A 19,316-nucleotide genomic window follows, 5' to 3' on the forward strand; every position below is an offset into this window, starting at 1 on the left:
TGCCGCGGATTCCACCTTCTGCCGGCCTTTGCCACACGATACCCTTTCCTCCACCGAAGTGAATTCAAACTACCGTATGTATTTGTCTTTGGGATTTCGGGAGCGTCTTCCGACTGTCCCGCCGCACCGCGATTCTTTCCTGCCGTTGTTACACGGCGGGCCTTGCCTCGGGTGCTACCCGTGGTGGGCTTAAGTGGACTCGAACCACCGACCTCACGCTTATCAGGCGTGCGCTCTAACCGGCTGAGCTATAAGCCCATATTTCTGGCCAGAGGCTATCCGGTTATTCTTGTGCCCATATAGCCGCACACGCAGTGTGTTTCGTCACGCTTCAGCTTTCGGCAATCTCTCGCCTTCCGCACGCGTTCCTTAACACGCTTCCGTGATTTTTTGGCAAATCCTGATCCGCAGTTCTTTCCGCGTGCGCTCATTTGACGTTTCCATCAAATCTTACCCGCGAATTGTCTGCGGCGACTCGCCGCTGGTGGAGATTAACGGGATCGAACCGTTGACCTCCTGCTTGCAAAGCAGGCGCTCTCCCAGCTGAGCTAAACCCCCATATACAGGTAGCTTCACTCAGGTGTTCTACCCTTGTTTCCACTTTTTTCTGAAAGCTTTGCGCTTCGCTCCTCACCCCGGAAGCCGGTTGTTACCGTCCCGCGGCGCCAAGACACTTTCCCCGGACTGCTGTCCGCGGGCCGTGCCTCTGAGCTCAGCTCAGGGCCTTCAAAATTAAACAACGATTCGAATTTCGTCTTCCGTAACTGACCTTGGATGTCTGACCAGCTTGTTTCAGCTGCTCATGTCTCCATAGAAAGGAGGTGATCCAGCCGCACCTTCCGATACGGCTACCTTGTTACGACTTCACCCCAGTCGCCAATCCTACCTTCGGCAGCGCCCCCCTTGCGGTTGGGCTACTGACTTCGGGTATTACCGGCTCCCATGGTGTGACGGGCGGTGTGTACAAGGCCCGGGAACGTATTCACCGCGGCATGATGATCCGCGATTACTAGCAATTCCAACTTCACGCAGGCGGGTTGCAGCCTGCGATCCGAACTGAGACTGTTTTTCAGGTTTTGCTCCACCTCGCGGTCTTGCTTCCCTTTGTTAACAGCCATTGTAGTACGTGTGTAGCCCAGGTCATAAAGGGCATGATGATTTGACGTCGTCCCCACCTTCCTCCGTTTTGTCAACGGCAGTCTGATTAGAGTGCTCTTGCGTAGCAACTAATCACAGGGGTTGCGCTCGTTGCGGGACTTAACCCAACATCTCACGACACGAGCTGACGACAACCATGCACCACCTGTCTCAACTTTCCCCGAAGGGCACCTGATGCATCTCTGCTTCGTTAGTTGGATGTCAAGACCTGGTAAGGTTCTTCGCGTTGCTTCGAATTAAACCACATACTCCACTGCTTGTGCGGGCCCCCGTCAATTCCTTTGAGTTTCAACCTTGCGGCCGTACTCCCCAGGTGGATTACTTATTGTGTTAACTCCGGCACGGAAGGGGTCAGACCCCCCACACCTAGTAATCATCGTTTACGGCATGGACTACCAGGGTATCTAATCCTGTTTGCTACCCATGCTTTCGTGCCTCAGCGTCAGTTAAAGCCCAGTAAGCCGCCTTCGCCACTGGTGTTCCTCCCGATCTCTACGCATTTCACCGCTACACCGGGAATTCCGCCTACCTCTACTTCACTCAAGCTCCACAGTTTCAAACGCAGTCTATGGGTTAAGCCCATATATTTCACGCCTGACTTGCAGAGCCGCCTACGCACCCTTTACACCCAGTAAATCCGGACAACGCTTGCTCCCTACGTATTACCGCGGCTGCTGGCACGTAGTTAGCCGGAGCTTCCTCCTTGGCTACCGTCATTTGTTTCGTCACCAAGGACAGAGGTTTACAATCCGAAAACCGTCTTCCCTCACGCGGCGTTGCTGCATCAGAGTTTCCTCCATTGTGCAATATCCCCCACTGCTGCCTCCCGTAGGAGTCTGGGCCGTGTCTCAGTCCCAATGTGGCCGTTCAACCTCTCAGTCCGGCTACCGATCGTCGCCTTGGTGGGCCTTTACCTCACCAACAAGCTAATCGGACGCGAGTCCATCTTCCAGCGGATTGCTCCTTTGATATTCGGACCATGCAGCCCAAATATGTCATGCGGTATTAGCGTCCGTTTCCAGACGTTATCCCCCTCTGAAAGGCAGGTTACTCACGCGTTACTCACCCGTCCGCCACTAAATTAAGCTCAACACCCACCGTTCGGTAAGGCGTCGCCACCAAACAAAACGTTCGGTGTTAAACTTAATTCCGTTCGACTTGCATGTGTTAGGCACGCCGCCAGCGTTCGTCCTGAGCCAGGATCAAACTCTCTAAAATATTGTATATAATCGCCCGAAGGCGTTTATATCATAATACTCAGAGTTTTTGAATAGCTCTAAATACGATACACTAAGCGTGTATTCTCGTTGTCTTTTAAAGTGACAACCAACTTCGTCCGAAAGTACTTCCATACTCTCAAGTTCATTACGGGTTCCTTAATTCTCTCGTTGTTTAATTTTCAAGGTCCTATCTCCGTCAAACTGTACAAGGAGAACGCTTTGAAGTCTATCATATTTCAGTGGACTTGTCAAGCGTTTTGTTCCCGTTTTTCGACGGCTTCACTATAATACCACTTCCATTATACATTGTCAACGCTTTTTTCAGTATTTTATGAAACTTTCAAGATTTTGCCGTATATTGCAGGATTTATAGATGTTTGGTATAATAAACCTATTGTCTCTATTAACAGGAGGGCAGACTATGCCAATCAAAATACAGGAAAACCTTCCGGCAGTGGAAGTGCTGGAGTCGGAAAATATATTTGTTATGACGCATCAGCGCGCGATCACGCAGGATATCCGCCCGCTGAAAATCGTAATCCTCAATCTGATGCCCACAAAGATCGATACGGAAACGCAGCTTCTGCGGCTTTTGGGAAATTCCCCTTTACAGGTGGATGTCGAACTGATGCAGATGGCGACGCATATTTCCAAGAATACTTCGGCGTCGCATCTCAATACTTTTTACAAAACATTTGACGAATTGAAGGACGAAAAATTCGACGGCATGATTATTACGGGTGCCCCTGTCGAAAACCTGCCTTTTGAAGAAGTCGATTATTGGGACGAGCTCTGCAAAATCATGGCCTGGAGCAGGCGCAACGTTTATTCCACGCTGCACATCTGCTGGGGAGCTCAGGCCGGACTCTATTATCACTTCGGAGTGCCGAAATATCAGCTGCCCGAAAAGCTTTCCGGCGTATTTCTTCACCATCTGCTCGACTGCCGGCATCCGCTGGTCCGCGGCTTTGACGACAATTTCTTTTCGCCGCATTCCAGAAATACCGAAGTCAGGATAAAGGACATTGAAAAAATAGAGGATTTGATCGTCCTGACCGCTTCGGAGGAAGCCGGAGTCCATATTATCGCCAGAAAGAACGGCAGGCAGTTCTTTGTCACCGGCCATCTGGAGTACGACTGCAACACGCTGGCCAATGAATATTTCCGGGACCTGAGAAAAGGAATCCATCCGCATATTCCAAAACATTATTTCCCGAATGACGACGTTACGCAGGAACCGCCCTTTGTGTGGCGCAGCCACGCAAACCTTCTGTTCATCAACTGGCTGAACTATTATGTATACCAGCAGACGCCGTACGACCTGAAAGATCTTACCGATAACTGAAAAGAGCTCTCCGCCCGCGGGCGGAGAGCTCTTTTCTCAGTTTATGCTGAAACTCACGACAATTTTTCACGCAATTGATTCAAAATCACTTTTTCGCGCCGGGATACCTGCACCTGCGTCATGCCGAGCGCCTCCGCGGTCTGCGTCTGTGTCCGGCTTTTGAAATAGCGGAAAACGATGATGCTTCGGTCTTTGGGCGGAAGCTCCGTGACAACCTGCTTCAGGGAAAGCAGCTCCGCGATTTTGTCGTCGCCGCTTTCCACGCTCACATCGATCTGGCCTCCCCCCTCTTCCGGAGAGGCGGTGAGCGAAAGCGGAAGCTGGGAAGCCCCGAGCGCCTGAGCGGCCTCGGCGGGTTCCACATCCAGCAGCTCCGCAAGCTCGCCGACAGTCGGTGTGCGTCCTTCCCGCTCGCTGAACGCGGCCGATTCCCGCGCGGCGCGCATGGACAGCTCTTTCAGCCCCCTGCCGACCTTGATTGCGCCGCCGTCACGGAAAAGCCGCCTGATCTCCCCCAGAATAACCGGGACGGCATAAGTGGAAAATTTGACCCCGCGCTCACTGTCGAAATTGTCCACAGCCTTGACAAGGCCCAGACAACCGGCCTGAAAAAGGTCGTCGTATTCCACCCCGCGTCCTTTGAAATGCTTGACGCAGGCATGCACAAGACCGATATTATCACTGATTGTTTGCTCTCTGTCCATATTAATGGTTTTTTTCCGTCCGGCGGCGCTGGATGGTTTTGCTCATGGTGACCGACGTTCCGCGCCCCGGCTTGGAGGTCACTCTCAGAACATCCATGAAGCTCTCCATGACGGCAAAGCCCAGCCCCGCGCGTTCTTCGTCCTCGGAAGTGCTGAACAGCGGCTGCATGGCCTGTTCGATATCTTCGATGCCGCAGCCCTTGTCGCGGATACGGATGCTGATTCTGCCGTTCTCGTATAGTTTACAGGTTATGTATATGATCCCTATGGTATTGCGGTAGGCGTGGACAATACAGTTGGTAACCGCCTCTGAAACCGCTGTTTTGATATCGCTCAGTTCATCGATCGTAGGGTCAAGCTGCGCGGCAAACGCCGCAACCGCCGCCCTGCCGAAGGATTCGTTTGCCGAACAGCTTGGGAAGGAGACCGTCATTTCATTCATTGGCTTCATGAATTTTCACATCCTTTACAATACTGCATAGCTGGTTTAAACCTGCAAGCGAAACGATTTTTTCTATTTTCGGCTGTAGATTTGCGATTCTGACACTGCCGCCCCAAATCTGCATCAGCTTGCAGCGCCCCATAATCAGCCCCACACCGGAACTGTCCATAAACTGCACCCCTGAAAAATCAAGCGTCAGCAGCTTCGGTTTTACTTTCGACGCCGCCTCGTCAATGGCGCCGCGGATTTCCCGTGCGGAATGATGGTCGATCTCGCCGCTCAGCACGGCGGTCATCTCGCCATCCTTCAGTATTAATCTGACACCCATGCGGATCCCTCCATGATATATGTAATCTAATTAGTATCGGCAGATTTCAGACTTGTTATTCATGAATTTAGAAAATCGGCAATAAAAAAAGCCCTTAACTATAAAGATAAGGGCTTTTGTGTAAAATTTTACTCGAAATTTGCGGACAGGCTGTTTTTATTTTGAATAAAGCAGATTGAGGACGCGCGGCCGGATATCGCCCGCAAGGTAGAGCGAGCCGCAGATCAGCAGCGCGCTGTTCCCATCCAGCAGGGAAAATGCTTTCGCAAGGGCCGCGTCGGCGGTTTGCGCGGGCTCCGCGTCCGCACCGATTTTGCGAAACTGTTCCGCGAGCGATTGTGCGTCCAGTGCGCGGGGACCGGGCGGCGCCAGCGTAAACACTTTGGAAAACAGCCCCGTAAAATTCCGTACGGCGCCGGCAACGTCTTTGTCGGCAAGCATGCCCACAATGGCTATGATTTTCCGATCGCCGAAATATTTTCCGGCCGCTTTCGCCAGCACGGCGGTGCCGCCGGGATTGTGCGCGCCGTCCAGCACGATCAGCGGGTCGGCGGAAAGCACCTCCATCCGGGCGGGGAAGCTTGCCGAGGAAAATCCCGCCTCAATGCTGTGGTCGGCAATATGGTACCCCTGTTTTTTCAGTTCCTCGATCACGGCCAGCGCGGTCACCGCGTTTTTGACCTGATGCTCCCCAAGGAAAGGCAGGCTGACCAGAAGCCCGCGGTACTCGAGCCCGGTTCCGCTGAGATTCATGGACAGCACTTCCACGCTGTCCGTATCGGCCGGGACAAAGCGGTTTTTGCGCTCTTCCGCCGTACTCCTGATGACCGCAAGCGCTTCCGGATTCTGTCCGGGCGAGCACACGGTCACGCCGTTTTCCTTGATAATGCCGCATTTTTCATAGGCGATTTTCGCGAGGGTATCGCCCAAAATCGCGGTGTGGTCAAAAGAAATCGACGTAATGACGGACACAAGCGGGGTGGAAATGACGTTCGTCGCGTCCAGACGTCCGCCGAGACCCACCTCCAGCACGACGATATCGCATTGACTCTCTGCGAACCACTCCATTGCCAGCGCGGTAATCAGCTCAAATTCCGTAATGATTTCGCCGTTCTCCGCCATCCGCTCCACAAGAGGAAAGATTTTTTCCACAAGGGCGCTCAGCTCCTCACGGCCGATCCTTTCACCGTTGATCTGCATTCTTTCGCAGAAATCCGTGACAAAAGGAGAAATAAACAGCCCTGTTTTATACTGGGATTTTTTCAGCACCGAAGCAATCAGCGCACAGGTGGAGCCTTTCCCGTTAGTGCCGGCCACATGAACGAATTTCAGTCTGTCCTGCGGATTTCCGAGCAGGGCAAGAAGCTTCTCCACTCTTTCGAGGCCCGGTCTGGAGCCGAAGCGGAGCAGGCTTTCTATTTTTTGAAGCGCTTCCTCATACGTTATCATTTTTACGCCTACTTTAAAGCTTCGATACCGGACTGAATCAGCGCGATGTGATCGCGCAGCTTGTCGGCGTTCTGCCTGACGCCTTCCACTACGTTCGTGGGAGCCTTCGACATGAATTTCTCGTTGGCAAGCTTCTCCTGTGCGTTCTGATACTGCTTCTGTGCGGATTCCAGTTCTTTGGTCAGGCGTTCAAGCTCCGCCTTCTTGTCCACCAGTTCGGACATGGGGATATACAGCTTCGCGTTGGCCGTGACAATGGTCGCCGCGCCGTCGAGCTGATAATCGGACCCGATTTCCACCTCCGTGGCATAGGCGAGCTTTTTGATGATTTCCCTGCCTTCTTCAAACATGGCGGCGTCGCCGGTGGCAATATAGAGATGGGTCTTGCGTGAAGGCGGTACGTTCATTTCGGAACGGCGGTTGCGGACGGCGCGCACCGCTTCCATAATGCTGCGCATGTTCTCCGCGGCCTGCGGGAAGCAACGGCTTTCCTCGTACTGCGGCCAGCGGGACACCATGATGGACTCGCCCTCGTGCGGAAGCGTCTGCCAGATTTCCTCGGTAATATACGGCATAAACGGATGCAGCAGCTTCAGGGTGCCGCTCATGACCCAGACAAGCACCTGACGCACGCCCTGCGCGGTTTCCCGATCGTCGGAATTCAGGCGGATTTTCGCGATTTCAATATACCAGTCGCAGAATTCGTCCCAGAGAAAATCGTAAAGCTTCTGTACGGCGATCCCGAGCTCGAAATGCTCCAGGTTTTCCGTAATTTCCTTCGTCACGCGGTTGAAGGAATCGATGATCCACCGATCTTCCATCGCAAGGTTCGCGGGAAGTTCATTCTTTACGTCATGACCGTCGATATTCATGAGGATAAAGCGCGAGGCGTTCCAGATTTTATTGGCAAAATTGCGGCTGGACTCCACCTTCTCGTCGGAAAAACGCATGTCGTTCCCGGGGCTGTTGCCCGTTGCGAGGGTAAAGCGGAGCGCGTCCGCGCCGAATTTTTCAATGATTTCAAGAGGGTCCACGCCGTTGCCCAGCGACTTGCTCATTTTTCTGCCCTTTGCGTCGCGGACAAGGCCGTGAATCAGGACGGTATGGAACGGGACCTCTCCCATCTGCTCAATGCCGGAGAAAATCATGCGGGCGACCCAGAAGAAAATGATATCGTAACCGGTGACAAGGGTATCGGTCGGATAGAAGTATTTCAGGTCCTCGGTTTTGTCCGGCCAGCCGAGGGTGGAAAACGGCCAGAGCGCGGAGCTGAACCAGGTGTCGAGGGTGTCCTCGTCCTGCTTCAGGTTTTTGGAACCGCACTTCGGGCAGGTGTGGGGTTCCCCGCGGGAAACGACCGTTTCCCCGCAGTCCTGGCAGTACCACGCGGGAATGCGGTGGCCCCACCAAAGCTGGCGGGAAATACACCAGTCCTTGATGTTTTCCATCCAGTGGTCGTAAATCTTTTCAAAACGGTCGGGAACAAATTTCACTTTCCCGTCCTTTACTTCCTGAAGAGCGGGCCCCGCCAGCGGTTTCATTTTTACAAACCACTGCTTGGAAACGCGCGGCTCCACAACGGTGCCGCAGCGGTAGCAGGAGCCGACGTTGTGCTTGATCGGTTCGACCTCGACAAGAAAGCCCTGTGCCTTCAGGTCCTCCACAATCTGTTTGCGGGCCTCCAAGGCGGGCATACCGGCGTATTTCCCGGCGTTCTCATTCATATTGCCGCCGTCATCCATGACATTGATGACCGGCAGATCGTGGCGCAGGCCGACTTCAAAGTCGTTCGGGTCGTGGGCCGGGGTGATTTTTACCACTCCGGTTCCGAAATCGCGCTCAACATAAGTATCCGCAATCAGCGGGATCTCGCGGTTTACAAGAGGGAGGACCAGCGTCTTCCCCACCAGACCCGCATAGCGTTCGTCTTCGGGATGTACCGCGACCGCGGTGTCTCCCAGCATGGTCTCCGGACGGGTGGTAGCCAGCTGAATGGAACCGCTGCCGTCCTTGAAAGGATAGCGCAAATGCCAGAAGAAGCCGTCGTGCTCGCTGAACTCCACTTCCGCGTCGGAAATAGAGGTGCGGCAGTGCGGGCACCAGTTGATGATGCGTTCCCCGCGGTAGATCAGGCCCTTTTCGTACAGTCTTACAAAAACCTCCCGGACGGCTTTGGAGCAGCCCTCGTCTAAGGTAAAGCGCTCGCGTTCCCAGTCGCAGGAGGAACCCAGCTTTTTCAGCTGTTCAATGATTCTTCCGCCGTATTTTTCCTTCCATTTCCACGCGCGTTCCAAAAAAGCCTCGCGGCCGATTTCGTCTTTGGTAATGCCCTCTTTGCGCATCGCCTCGACGATTTTCGCCTCTGTGGCAATGGAAGCGTGGTCGGTTCCCGGCAGCCAGAGCGCCGAATAGCCCTGCATCCTTCTCCAGCGGATCAGGATATCCTGCAGGGTTTCGTCCAAGGCATGTCCCATGTGGAGCTGTCCGGTAATGTTCGGGGGCGGAATCACGATGGTATATGGCTGCTTCTCAGGGTCCGGCTCGGCGTGGAAATAGCCGCCGGAGAGCCAGAAGTCATAAATTCTGTCCTCCACTTCCTGTGGGTCATAGGTCTTTGCAAGTTCCCTGCTCATATATTTTCCTCCTGAATTTTATCCCTTATCATGATGGAATACCCCTTCATTCCCAGCGGTGCGCCGGGCGCGCCGCCACGGAAAGCAGCTTGTTTATTATGGCATTCCATGGGTCGTTTGTCAATTTTTTCAGCTTGCCGGAACCGGTTTGACGGAACCGCCGATCACGGTGCTGTCAAGGATGACGGCAATGCAAAGGCACAGCAGGACATTGGACTCATTGGCGATATCGACGGCGAAGCAGTCGCCGTTTTCATTCCAGCACCGGCCGTGTGTCATCACGACAGTAGAGTCCACATCGATCAGGTCGTAGGAACGCGTCAGAAGATCGCCGCGGAAGCTCCAGCCGACGCCTTTGATTTTAATGGGCTGCTTCGACGAGGCAAGGTTCAGCGTCACGCGCGCGCGCTCCTTGTCCCCGATAGAAACGGAGTACCTCGATATGGCCGAAATCCCCAGACTGAAGATGCGGGCCGCCTCGTTTTGGTTGTTGTCAATCAGGCAGACCTTGCTGCCGATGGACAATGAATCACCGGTAACACTGTAGACAGACTGACCAAGAGCATCTATTACGGTAAAAAGAGCTTCCGTACCGGTGCTCTGTTTAATGTAAAATTTCATGCGCCGGCCTCCCTGTTCGAAATCGATTATTAATGCTTATCATATCATTTTTGTACCGTATAGGCAACCGCCTTTCCGTATAAATATGGAAAAGGCAGAGCGGATTTCCATTGACGTACCTGTGCGGATATACTACAATAAACGGGATCGGAGGTGCTGTTTTGAAAAAATTCCTTCCTCTCAGGCGAATCCGGCTCCTTGCGTTTGCACCGGCCGCCCTACTGCTTACCCTTGCCGCACAAAACCATCCCGATTTTGCGGAATGGTACGCGAACACCATTTATCCCGTTTTGTCGCGCGGGGTGAACCGCGTCACTTCCCTTGCCCCGTTTTCCGTTATGGAGGTCCTGATTGTCCTTCTTTGCGCGGGCGCCGTTTTTTATATGATTTTCTTTATTGCCAAAATCATACATAACCGCGGAAAACGAAGAAAAATATTTTCTCTTTTCGCAATTAACCTGATATGCATTGCCAGTGTGCTGTATTTTGCGTTTGTGGTTTTCTGCGGAATCAATTATTACCGCTACCCCTTCTCGCAGACCTGCGGGCTGGAAATCCGGCCTTCGTCCAAAGTCGAGCTGACGGCGCTCTGTACCGGCCTTGCCAATCGGGCAAACGAGTTACGGAAAGGAGTCCGGACCGACCGGAATTCCGTCATGCGGCTGAACACGGAGGATATGGAGGCGACGGCAAAAAAGGCGAGAACGGCGTTTGACGCGGTCAGCGGGGACTATCCGCTTCTGCGCGCGGGGTACGGCCCGCCGAAGCCGGTGTTTTTCTCCCGGCTGATGTCCTACTGTGACACTACGGGCATCTTTTTCCCGTTTACCTTTGAAGCGAATGTCAACGTGGATATCCCCGATTATTCCATCCCGCTGACCATGTGCCACGAGCTTTCCCATCTGCGCGGATATATGCGCGAGGACGAGGCAAATTTCATCGGCTACCTTGCCTGTGAAAAAAGCGGGGACACGGATTTCCGGTATTCGGGGACGATGCTCGCCTACATTTACGCTTCCAACGCGCTTTACGGCACGGACCCGGCGGCGGCAAATCAGATCTACGGGACCCTGAGCGACGGCGTCAGGCGCGATCTGGAAAACAATTCCGCGTACTGGAAGCAGTTTGAAGGGCCGGTCGCCACCGCCGCCGACCATGTCAACGATTCTTATCTGAAGGCCAACAAGCAGACGGACGGCATAAAAAGCTACGGCCGGATGGTCGACCTGCTGCTTGCCGAATACCGCGCAAAAAAAGGAGCCGGCTGAAAGGCTCCTTTTTTCATCGATACTCAAAACGACTGTTCAGGCAGCGCCGCACTCAGGGAGCCGAACCGGAAGCGCCGTCCGGCGCAGGCCCTTTGCTGACGACAATGGCGACCTGGGACCCGTAGGCCATCTGGCTGCCCTCCTGCACATCCTTGTAGCCGACGACCATCCCCTTTTCCACGTTGGAACTGTATTCCTCCGTTTTAGTGGGCGTAAAGCCGGCCGAGGTGACCGCTTCCGAAGCTTCCGCAAGCGTTTTCCCGGTGATCGGCGGAAGCGTGCGCACGGCGGCCCCTTCGCTGACAACGACTACAATCGCCGTTCCCCTTGCCATTTTCGTGCCCGCGGCGGGCGACTGGGAAATGATGCTGCCCTCGGGAATGGTATCGCTGAACTGCTTGCTGGACAGAAGCACCTGATAATCCTGGCTGGAGGAGGATTCGCCCGAATTGGCCTGCTCCTGAAAAACCTGGCCGACCAGATCGGGCGCTTCGATCAGATTCGGGTCGGCGGACTCCGCGGAATCCACGGAGTCCATCGTCATTTCCAGCGAGTCCGCGGCCGCGGACTCAACCTGAGAGGCTTCCGAGGCGAGCGTTTCCGTATCCCCCCGCCCGGTGTTGGAAATCCAGATAATCCCGACGATGGTGAACACGATCAGGGCCGCCACACAGGTCAGGATAACCCATACGAAATTGGGAACACCCTTTTTGCCGTCGTCCTCCTCCGGCTCAGGGACGGACCTGTGAATTCCCTGGGTATCCTCAATGGTCGCCGTGACGGTCGGCGCGGCGGAAAGCTCGGCGCGGAGCCGCTCAAAGGTGGGGGTGCGTTTGTCCGGGGAAACCTGGAGCGCGTTGGCCATCGCCGTCACCACATGGGGCGGCAGGCTGCGCATAATGCTGGTCGGAATCAACAGCCGCATATCGTTGCGCCTTTTTAAGGCTTCCTGCGGCATGGTGCCCGTCAGGGCGAAAAACAGGGACGCGGCAAAGCCATAGACATCCGTCGATTCATTGGGGACATAGTCCATCACATACTGCTCTATGGCGGCGCAGCCGGGAACGAGGTCCGGCGGCAAATCCGTGTCCATCCGGCGGACGGCGCCGATGCAGAAGCTGCCGAGCTTCATCCTGCCGTCCTGCATGATATTCAGGGTATCGGGAGAAATGCCAAGATGCCTGATCCCCGCCGCCTGCATCGAGCTGAGCGCGGACAAAACGGGCATAAACAGCTGACGGGCGGCGTTCCAGCCGAGGTTGCCGCCGCTGCGCTCGACAAAATAGCGGAGCGTAATGCTTTCGCTCCACTCGGAAACGGTATAGGCCGTATGATTTTCTTCAAAGATATCGTAAATCTGTACGATGGCGGAAAGCTCGCGCATGTGCGCGATCTCTCTGGAATAATTCAGAAAAGCGGCGAGGCATTCGTCAAAGATGATCTCGCTGCCGCCGATCACACGGATATCCGTCCCGTTGGCGGGTCTTTCGCACAGGGTCTGCGGAAAAAACTCGCGCAGCTCAATCGGTATGTTTAGAACCGTATCGTAGCCGATATAGGTAATTCCTTCGCCGTTGCTTTTTTTCGCGCGGCCGACGATATACCGGTTCTGCAGTCTGGTCCTGTACGGAAGCGCATGGCGCATTTGTGGCTCGGAAGAACTGAAGCCGCAGTTGGAACATTCGGTTTTGCCGTTTGTATCGGACATGCAGTTCATGCATAGATTGTCAAAGCCAGTCATCTTGCTTCCTCCATGTTTCACAAATATGGAAAAACCTTCTATTATTCTTAGTCGTCCATATCCGGATTATCCCAGTTGTGCCAAACATTTTGCACGTCGTCGTTGTCCTCAAGGGCATCGAGCAGACGCTGCATTTTGGTAACGGATTCTTCGTCGGTCAGCGTGGTATAGGTGTTCGGCACCATCTCCACTTCCGCGGAAACAAACTCATAGCCTTTCTTTTCAAGGTCGTCGCGCACGCCGCTGAAATCCTCCGGTTCGGTGTAGATTTCAAAGACGTCCTCGTCGGCCTGAAAATCGGACGCGCCCGCTTCCAGGCTGTCCTCCATGACCTTGTCTTCCTCAAGCCCTTCCCTTTCGACGACGATCAGTCCCTTTTGAACGAACATAAACGAAACACAGCCGGTGGTGCCGAGGTTGCCGCCGAATTTATCGAAATAATGGCGGACGTCGCCGGCGGTACGGTTGCGGTTGTCGGTCAGCGTTTCCACAATGACCGCGATGCCGTTCGGGCCGTATCCTTCGTATGTAATGTTTTCATACTTGGTATCGTCCCCGTCTCCGGCAGCTTTTTTGATAATGCGTTCAATATTGTCATTAGGCACATTGTTGGCCTTCGCCTTGGCAACGCAGTCCTTTAATTTCGAGTTGGTGTTGGGGTCCGGGCCGCCGCCCTCTTTTACCGCTACGGCAAGCTCACGGCCGATTTTTGTAAATACTTTCGCCTTTGCGCCGTCTGTCTTTTCTTTTTTACGTTTGATATTATTCCACTTTGAATGGCCAGACATATTTTTTCCTCCCAAATAATAGGTTACATTTTATAATATCACAATTCACATTCTATGGCAAGCGCCAGCTCCCGCGCGGAATTCCGCGCTTTTTCAAACGTTTCGCGGCCGTCGTCAAAATCCGTTCCCGGCCAGACAGCCATGCCCGCGAGCGAGGTATTGACGACGGAAAACGCCAGCTTCAGCTGGCGGGCAATGATTTGTGCGCCCTCGCAGTCCTTTGAGCCGCAGGTAACCAGCGCCGCGGCCAGCTTATGCTTTGCAACCGGGTTCCTGATGCCGAGGGAAAACCGGGCCGCGAAATACCGCTGTGTACGGTCGACAATCGCCTTGAGCGGCGCGGGCAGGCCGAGGTTGTAAACCGGCGTGGCGACGACGATCACATCCGCGGCGCGGATCAGCGCGTCAATGTCGTCAAAGTCCGGCTGCGAGCATCTTTCTTCCCCAACGCAGACGTTGCAGGCGATACAGGGCGCAATGTTCCGCTCGTAGGCGCTGACGGTCTCGATCCGCGTATTCCCTTCCAGCGGCTTCAGAAATTCGTTCAGAAGCTTCGCGGTAGTCCCGTTCCTGTTGGGGGAACCGAAAAAGACAAGCACCAGCTTCTGCTCCCCTGAATTTTCCCGCACAGCATCCGCATGCAAACTGACCACCCCTTTCACAAGAACAAAAAACGATCCGGTTTTTCCGTCCGGCCGCATCACAAAGGTCCGGACACGATGTTAAGCCTGCTTTAAACGTTTGTAAAATATCGTTTATCATCTGATTTCAGGAATAACAATATTTAGCACTCAATTTATAATGATTGTACCATACAGCCCCGCCGGTGGGAAGAGCAAACCTGTCGAAATCCGTGCGCTGCCGCGGAAGGAACCAAAATTTTCACCGACGGACAGGCGCGGAACACCCGAAGATTTATAAAGTCTGTCGCTTGACAATGTGGACTATTTTAGGCTAAAATGTATTATTATCGTTCATGGAATAATATAATCAGAAACGGTGGCATTTTATGAAAATCGGCTTAGATGTCGGCTCCACCACGATCAAATGCGTGGTGCTGGACGACGGCAATCAAATCCTGTATCAATCTTATGAGAGGCATTTTTCCCAGATTACGCAAAAGATGTCGGAGCTTCTCACAAGAATCGATCACGAACTCCTCAAAGGCGCGAAGGCCCGGCTTACGGTATCCGGTTCCGCCGGAATGGGGATTTCACAGTCCTGCAAGCTGCCGTTTATTCAGGAGGTTTACGCCACCCGCGTGGCAATCGGAAAGCTGATTCCCGACGCGGACGTCATTATCGAGCTCGGCGGAGAAGACGCGAAAATGCTGTTTTTATCCGGCGGAATGGAGGTCCGCATGAACGGCTCCTGTGCCGGAGGAACCGGCGCTTTTATTGACCAGATGGCGACTCTTTTGAATATCTCGCTGGACGAAATGGATCGGCTGGCGGAGCAGTACGAGAAAATATACACCATTGCCTCGCGCTGCGGCGTGTTCGCAAAGTCGGACGTGCAGCCCCTGCTGAATCAGGGCGCGCGCAAAAGCGACATTTCGGCGAGCATCTTCGCCGCCGTGGCGAACCAGACGATCGCGGGGCTGGCACAGGGCCGGAAAATCGCCGGCAAAGTGATTTATCTGGGCGGGCCGCTCACCTTTTTGCCGCAGCTTCGCGCAAGCTTTGACCAGGCGCTGAAAACGCAGGGCGTATGTCCCGAAAATTCCCTTTATTATGTGGCGCTGGGGGCGGCGCTGAGCAGCGACACCGAAATCGACCTGAAAACCGCTCTCGAAAGCATCGCCGCCTACGGCAATACGGCGAACTTTCTTTCCATTCCCCCGCTGTTTGAAACACAGGCGGATTATGAAGCCTTTACCCGCCGCCACGCCGAATGCAAAGCGCCGCGCGGCAGCGCGGAAACCTACACGGGCGACGCGTACCTCGGGATCGACGCGGGTTCCACCACGGTAAAGGCCGTTTTGCTCGGCAAAGACGGCGAGGTGCTGGATTCCATTTACCGCGGCAATTCGGGCAACCCGGTGCCGATTATCCGGGAATACCTGCTCAGCGTTTTTAACCGTTTCCCGAAAATCCGGATCGCCGCGGGCGCCGTGACGGGCTACGGCGAAGAGCTTCTGAAAAACGCCTTCAATATTGACTTCGGCATCGTGGAAACGGTGGCGCACTTTACGGCTGCCAAATGTTTTCTGCCCGACGTCGATTTTGTCATCGACATCGGCGGGCAGGATATGAAATGCTTTAAAATCCGCAACGGAGCAATCGACAATATCTTTCTGAACGAAGCCTGCTCCTCCGGCTGCGGTTCTTTTTTACAGACCTTCGCCAACACGCTCGGCTATGAAATAGAGGATTTCGCGAAGCTGGGCCTGTTTGCGAAGCACCCGGTGGATCTGGGTTCCCGCTGCACCGTATTCATGAATTCGCAGGTCAAGCAGGCGCAGAAGGACGGCGCGACCACCGAGGATATTTCCGCCGGCCTTTCCGTCAGCGTGGTGAAAAACGCAATCTACAAGGTCATCCGCGCGGCTTCAGCCGAAGAGCTGGGCCGCAACATTGTCGTACAGGGCGGCACCTTCCTGAACGACGCGGTGCTGCGCGTGTTTGAAAACGAGCTGGGCGTCAACGTTTCCCGCCCGGATATTTCCGGCCTGATGGGCGCTTACGGCGCGGGGATCTACGCCAGAGCCCATTCAAAGGGACAGAGCGCGATCATCGGCAGGGAGGAGCTGGAAAACTTCCAGCACGACGTCAGGGTCACCTCCTGCGGGCTGTGCAACAACCACTGCCGGCTGACCATCAACATTTTCGGCGGCACCCGGCGCTTTATCGGCGGAAACCGCTGCGAAAAGCCGGTGACGAAGCGCACGTCGGAGGATGAGCTCAACATGTACGCCTATAAGCTCGGCCTGCTGCGCTCCTACCAGCCCGTACCGGGCAGAAGGGGCAAAATCGGCATTCCGATGGGGCTGAATCTCTATGAGCTGCTCCCCTTCTGGCACACCTTCTTTACCAGGCTCGGCTTTGAGGTAACGCTCTCTCCCCTTTCCAGCAGGGAGCTTTACATCGAGGGCCAGAGCACCATTCCTTCCGACACGGTCTGCTTCCCCGCAAAGCTGATGCACGGACATGTGCAGGCTCTGATCGACGAGGGCGTTAAAAATATTTTTTACCCCTGCATGTCGTATAATTTCGACGAGGGTCTGGGCGACAACCACTACAACTGTCCCGTCGTCGCCTATTATCCGGAAGTCATTTCCGCAAACATGAGCATGCCGGAAGGCTTCCGCCTGATCCACGACTATGTCGGGATCCACAGAAAGCGCGACTTCCCGAAAAAGATGCACGGGATTCTTTCCGGGTATTTTGACGATATCTCCCTTTCCGAGGTGAAAGAAGCGGCAAAAGAAGCGTACCGCGAATACGACGGCTATTTTGCGAAGGTACACGAAAAGGGCGACCGGATCATTGCCGAAGCGCAGAAGCAGCACAAGCCGATCATCGTCCTGAGCGGAAGGCCTTACCATCTCGACCCGGAAATCAACCACGGCATCGACAAGCTGATCGTCAGCCTGGGCGCGGCGGTCATCTCGGAAGACGTGCTGAGCAATAAGGTAACACGCTTCCACACCACGGTTCTGAACCAGTGGACCTATCACGCAAGGCTGTACGCGGCCGCCGAATACATCGGCGACAAGCCCGACATGAACCTTGTCCAGCTCGTTTCGTTCGGCTGCGGCGTAGACGCCATTACCACCGACGAGGTGCGCAGCATTCTGGAAGCGAACGACAAAATTTACACACAGATCAAGATCGATGAAATTACGAATCTCGGCGCGGTAAAGATCAGGCTGCGCAGCCTCTTTGCCGCTCTGGAGAAATGAGGTGATTCTTTGGCGGAACTGAAATTCAGCAAGGACGGGCGCTTGCTTTTTACAAAGGAAATGAAAAAGGAATATACCATCCTCTGTCCCATGATGGCGCCGATCCATTTTCAGCTGATCGTAAACGTGCTGAACAACTGCGGATACCATGTGGAGCTTTTGACGAACGACGGCCCGAACGTCGTGCAGGAAGGCCTGAAATATGTCCATAACGATACCTGTTACCCCGCTTTGCTGGTCATCGGCCAGTTTATCGACGCGCTTCATTCTGGGAAATACGACCTGGACCGCACCGCGCTGATTATTACCCAGACGGGCGGCGGCTGCCGCGCATCCAACTATATCCACCTTCTGCGCAAGGCGCTGAAAAAGGCCGGGCTGGAACGGGTTCCGGTTGTTTCGCTCAATATGTCCGGGCTGGAAAGCAACCCCGGATTTACGCTGACTCTGCCGATGCTGCGGAAATTTATCGCGGGGCTTGTCTACGGCGACGCGCTGATGCTGCTGGACAACCAGACGAAGGCATATGAAACGGTCCCCGGCGAGAGCGGCCGGATGGTCAGAAAATGGACGGATACCCTGACGGAGCAGTTCAATCACGGGCAGGGCCTGTCGCTGAAACAGCTGAAAGAAAACCTCCATAAAATCGTTCACGATTTCGCACAGATCGAAATCGACCGCGGGCCGAAAATCAAGGTCGGCATCGTCGGGGAAATCTATGTAAAATACTCCGCGCTGGGCAACAACCATCTGGAGGATTTCCTCGCGGAGCAGGACTGTGAGGTAAACGTGCCGGGCATCCTGAATTTCGCCCTTTTCAAGGTCGACAACCGGCTGGAGGATATCAAGCTGTACGGCGGAAACAAGGCAAAATACGTGGTCGTCAAGGCGTTGATGGACTATCTGCTGAAAATGCAGGATGTCCTGATCCGCGCGGTGAAAACCGAGCCCCGCTTTCTGGCGCCGGAGCCCTACGCCCACACGAAAAGCCTGGTGAAAAACGTCATCGGCTACGGCAACAAGATGGGCGAAGGCTGGCTTCTGACCGCGGAAATGCTGGAACTGGTCGAGCAGGGCTATGAGAATATCGTGTGCACACAGCCGTTTGGCTGCCTGCCGAACCACATCTGCGGCAAAGGCATGATCCACCGGATCAAAGCGGTGGACGAACGGTCCAATATTGTCCCCATCGATTATGACCCGAGCGCGACGCGTGTCAATCAGGAAAACAGAATCAAGCTGATGCTGGCCGTTGCCAGGGAGAAGCTTGCAGCACAAACGAATGAAGAGACGGAGAAAAAATCATGAATAAATTAGTCAGTGAATTTAAAGAATTTGCCATGCGCGGGAACGTCATGGATATGGCGGTCGGCGTTGTCATAGGCGCTGCGTTCGGAAAAATCGTATCCTCGCTGGTTGCCGACATCATTACGCCCGTGCTTTCGCTGGTTATCGGCAGAATCAACCTGACGGCTTTGGCGGTGACCATTCCCGCGGCAATGGGAAGTCCCAAACCGATTATCATTACCTACGGAAATTTCCTGCAGACGGTGCTGGATTTCATCGCTGTCGCTTTTTCCATTTTCCTGGTCATCAAGGCATCCAACCGCCTGAAGCGGAAAAAGGAAGAGACCCCGCCTGCCGCCCCGGAAATCAGCCGGGAAGAAGCGCTGCTGACGGAAATCCGCGACCTGCTGAAAAAGGAAAACTGACAG

General features: G+C 54.3%; 14 protein-coding genes, 2 tRNA genes and 1 rRNA gene. 5 read left to right on the top strand and 12 right to left on the bottom strand.

Going from position 1 to position 19,316, the window contains the following annotated elements; genetic code table 11:
* Positions 1-181: 181 nt before the first annotated feature.
* The 3 genes from ACRQV7_RS09650 to ACRQV7_RS09660 form a co-directional block, all read right to left on the bottom strand.
* Positions 182-258, bottom strand: a tRNA-Ile gene (locus ACRQV7_RS09650).
* Positions 259-482: 224 nt separating this feature from the next.
* Positions 483-558 (bottom strand) — tRNA-Ala (locus tag ACRQV7_RS09655).
* Positions 559-814: 256 nt separating this feature from the next.
* Positions 815-2,376: ribosomal RNA gene (locus ACRQV7_RS09660) — 16S ribosomal RNA — on the bottom strand.
* Positions 2,377-2,799: 423 nt separating this feature from the next.
* Here ACRQV7_RS09660 and metA point away from each other — a divergent pair.
* Positions 2,800-3,723, top strand: a complete 924-nt coding sequence (gene metA, locus ACRQV7_RS09665; protein WP_275714658.1) for a homoserine O-acetyltransferase MetA — start codon at positions 2,800-2,802, stop codon at positions 3,721-3,723.
* 53 nt (positions 3,724-3,776) lie between these two features.
* Here metA and ACRQV7_RS09670 read toward each other — a convergent pair whose 3' ends face one another.
* From ACRQV7_RS09670 to ACRQV7_RS09695, 6 genes are all read right to left on the bottom strand, one after another.
* Positions 3,777-4,427 carry a sigma-70 family RNA polymerase sigma factor gene (locus ACRQV7_RS09670; RefSeq protein ID WP_444657960.1) on the bottom strand — a complete coding sequence of 217 codons (651 nt, stop codon included), beginning with the start codon at positions 4,425-4,427 and terminating at the stop codon, positions 3,777-3,779.
* Position 4,428: 1 nt separating this feature from the next.
* Positions 4,429-4,878, bottom strand: coding sequence for an anti-sigma F factor (gene spoIIAB / locus ACRQV7_RS09675; protein WP_275714662.1), 450 nt, complete (start codon positions 4,876-4,878; stop codon positions 4,429-4,431).
* Positions 4,862-5,197, bottom strand: coding sequence for an STAS domain-containing protein (locus ACRQV7_RS09680; RefSeq protein ID WP_275714664.1), 336 nt, complete (start codon positions 5,195-5,197; stop codon positions 4,862-4,864). Before ACRQV7_RS09680 ends, spoIIAB begins: the two co-directional genes overlap by 17 nt.
* Positions 5,198-5,353: 156 nt before the next feature.
* Positions 5,354-6,646 (bottom strand): bifunctional folylpolyglutamate synthase/dihydrofolate synthase, encoded by a 1,293-nt coding sequence (locus tag ACRQV7_RS09685; RefSeq protein WP_444657961.1) that lies wholly within the window; start codon positions 6,644-6,646, stop codon positions 5,354-5,356.
* An 8-nt stretch (positions 6,647-6,654) separates the two neighbouring features.
* Positions 6,655-9,279, bottom strand: a complete 2,625-nt coding sequence (locus tag ACRQV7_RS09690; protein WP_444657962.1) for a valine--tRNA ligase — start codon at positions 9,277-9,279, stop codon at positions 6,655-6,657.
* A 129-nt stretch (positions 9,280-9,408) separates the two neighbouring features.
* On the bottom strand, positions 9,409-9,900 hold the full coding sequence (locus ACRQV7_RS09695) for a tubby C 2 (RefSeq protein WP_444657963.1): 492 nt from the start codon (positions 9,898-9,900) through the stop codon (positions 9,409-9,411).
* A 161-nt stretch (positions 9,901-10,061) separates the two neighbouring features.
* Between ACRQV7_RS09695 and ACRQV7_RS09700 the strand changes: the two genes are divergently transcribed.
* The gene (locus ACRQV7_RS09700; protein WP_444657964.1) at positions 10,062-11,168 is read left to right on the top strand and encodes a DUF3810 domain-containing protein; all 1,107 of its coding nucleotides are present in this window, start codon (positions 10,062-10,064) and stop codon (positions 11,166-11,168) included.
* Positions 11,169-11,220: 52 nt separating this feature from the next.
* Here ACRQV7_RS09700 and ACRQV7_RS09705 read toward each other — a convergent pair whose 3' ends face one another.
* From ACRQV7_RS09705 to ACRQV7_RS09715, 3 genes are read right to left on the bottom strand one after another with little or no spacing between them, the layout of a single operon-like run.
* Positions 11,221-12,909: a PASTA domain-containing protein gene (locus ACRQV7_RS09705; RefSeq protein WP_444657965.1), complete on the bottom strand. Its 1,689-nt coding sequence runs from the start codon at positions 12,907-12,909 to the stop codon at positions 11,221-11,223.
* A 47-nt stretch (positions 12,910-12,956) separates the two neighbouring features.
* Positions 12,957-13,697 carry a YebC/PmpR family DNA-binding transcriptional regulator gene (locus ACRQV7_RS09710; RefSeq protein ID WP_444657966.1) on the bottom strand — a complete coding sequence of 247 codons (741 nt, stop codon included), beginning with the start codon at positions 13,695-13,697 and terminating at the stop codon, positions 12,957-12,959.
* Positions 13,698-13,735: 38 nt separating this feature from the next.
* On the bottom strand, positions 13,736-14,341 hold the full coding sequence (locus tag ACRQV7_RS09715; RefSeq protein ID WP_444657967.1) for a flavodoxin family protein: 606 nt from the start codon (positions 14,339-14,341) through the stop codon (positions 13,736-13,738).
* A gap of 365 nt (positions 14,342-14,706) precedes the next feature.
* On the opposite strand from ACRQV7_RS09715, the gene ACRQV7_RS09720 reads away from it, so the two are divergent.
* Genes ACRQV7_RS09720 through mscL form a run of 3 tightly spaced genes read left to right on the top strand, consistent with a single transcriptional unit; the run spans position 14,707 to position 19,313 of the window.
* Entirely contained in the window at positions 14,707-17,601 is a 2,895-nt protein-coding gene (locus ACRQV7_RS09720; protein WP_444657968.1) for an acyl-CoA dehydratase activase-related protein, read from the top strand.
* A gap of 9 nt (positions 17,602-17,610) precedes the next feature.
* Positions 17,611-18,909 carry a 2-hydroxyglutaryl-CoA dehydratase gene (locus tag ACRQV7_RS09725; protein WP_444657969.1) on the top strand — a complete coding sequence of 433 codons (1,299 nt, stop codon included), beginning with the start codon at positions 17,611-17,613 and terminating at the stop codon, positions 18,907-18,909.
* Complete coding sequence (gene mscL / locus ACRQV7_RS09730; protein WP_444657970.1) at positions 18,906-19,313, top strand: large-conductance mechanosensitive channel protein MscL; 408 nt, start codon at positions 18,906-18,908, stop codon at positions 19,311-19,313. The genes ACRQV7_RS09725 and mscL overlap by 4 nt, the downstream gene beginning before the upstream one ends.
* Positions 19,314-19,316 lie beyond the last annotated feature (3 nt).

The sequence above is a fragment of the Caproiciproducens lactatisolvens genome, assembly GCF_052443335.1.
Classification (GTDB): Bacteria; Bacillota; Clostridia; order Oscillospirales; family Acutalibacteraceae; genus Caproiciproducens.

What these genes read in the sequence shown, in the direction of transcription:
- metA (WP_275714658.1), top strand. Translation starts at nt 2,800, where the DNA reads ATGCCAATCAAAATACAGGAAAACCTTCCGGCAGTGGAAGTGCTGGAG.
- ACRQV7_RS09670 (WP_444657960.1), bottom strand. Translation starts at nt 4,427, where the DNA reads ATGGACAGAGAGCAAACAATCAGTGATAATATCGGTCTTGTGCATGCC.
- spoIIAB (WP_275714662.1), bottom strand. Translation starts at nt 4,878, where the DNA reads ATGAAGCCAATGAATGAAATGACGGTCTCCTTCCCAAGCTGTTCGGCA.
- ACRQV7_RS09680 (WP_275714664.1), bottom strand. Translation starts at nt 5,197, where the DNA reads ATGGGTGTCAGATTAATACTGAAGGATGGCGAGATGACCGCCGTGCTG.
- ACRQV7_RS09685 (WP_444657961.1), bottom strand. Translation starts at nt 6,646, where the DNA reads ATGATAACGTATGAGGAAGCGCTTCAAAAAATAGAAAGCCTGCTCCGC.
- ACRQV7_RS09690 (WP_444657962.1), bottom strand. Translation starts at nt 9,279, where the DNA reads ATGAGCAGGGAACTTGCAAAGACCTATGACCCACAGGAAGTGGAGGAC.
- ACRQV7_RS09695 (WP_444657963.1), bottom strand. Translation starts at nt 9,900, where the DNA reads ATGAAATTTTACATTAAACAGAGCACCGGTACGGAAGCTCTTTTTACC.
- ACRQV7_RS09705 (WP_444657965.1), bottom strand. Translation starts at nt 12,909, where the DNA reads ATGACTGGCTTTGACAATCTATGCATGAACTGCATGTCCGATACAAAC.
- ACRQV7_RS09710 (WP_444657966.1), bottom strand. Translation starts at nt 13,697, where the DNA reads ATGTCTGGCCATTCAAAGTGGAATAATATCAAACGTAAAAAAGAAAAG.
- ACRQV7_RS09720 (WP_444657968.1), top strand. Translation starts at nt 14,707, where the DNA reads ATGAAAATCGGCTTAGATGTCGGCTCCACCACGATCAAATGCGTGGTG.
- mscL (WP_444657970.1), top strand. Translation starts at nt 18,906, where the DNA reads ATGAATAAATTAGTCAGTGAATTTAAAGAATTTGCCATGCGCGGGAAC.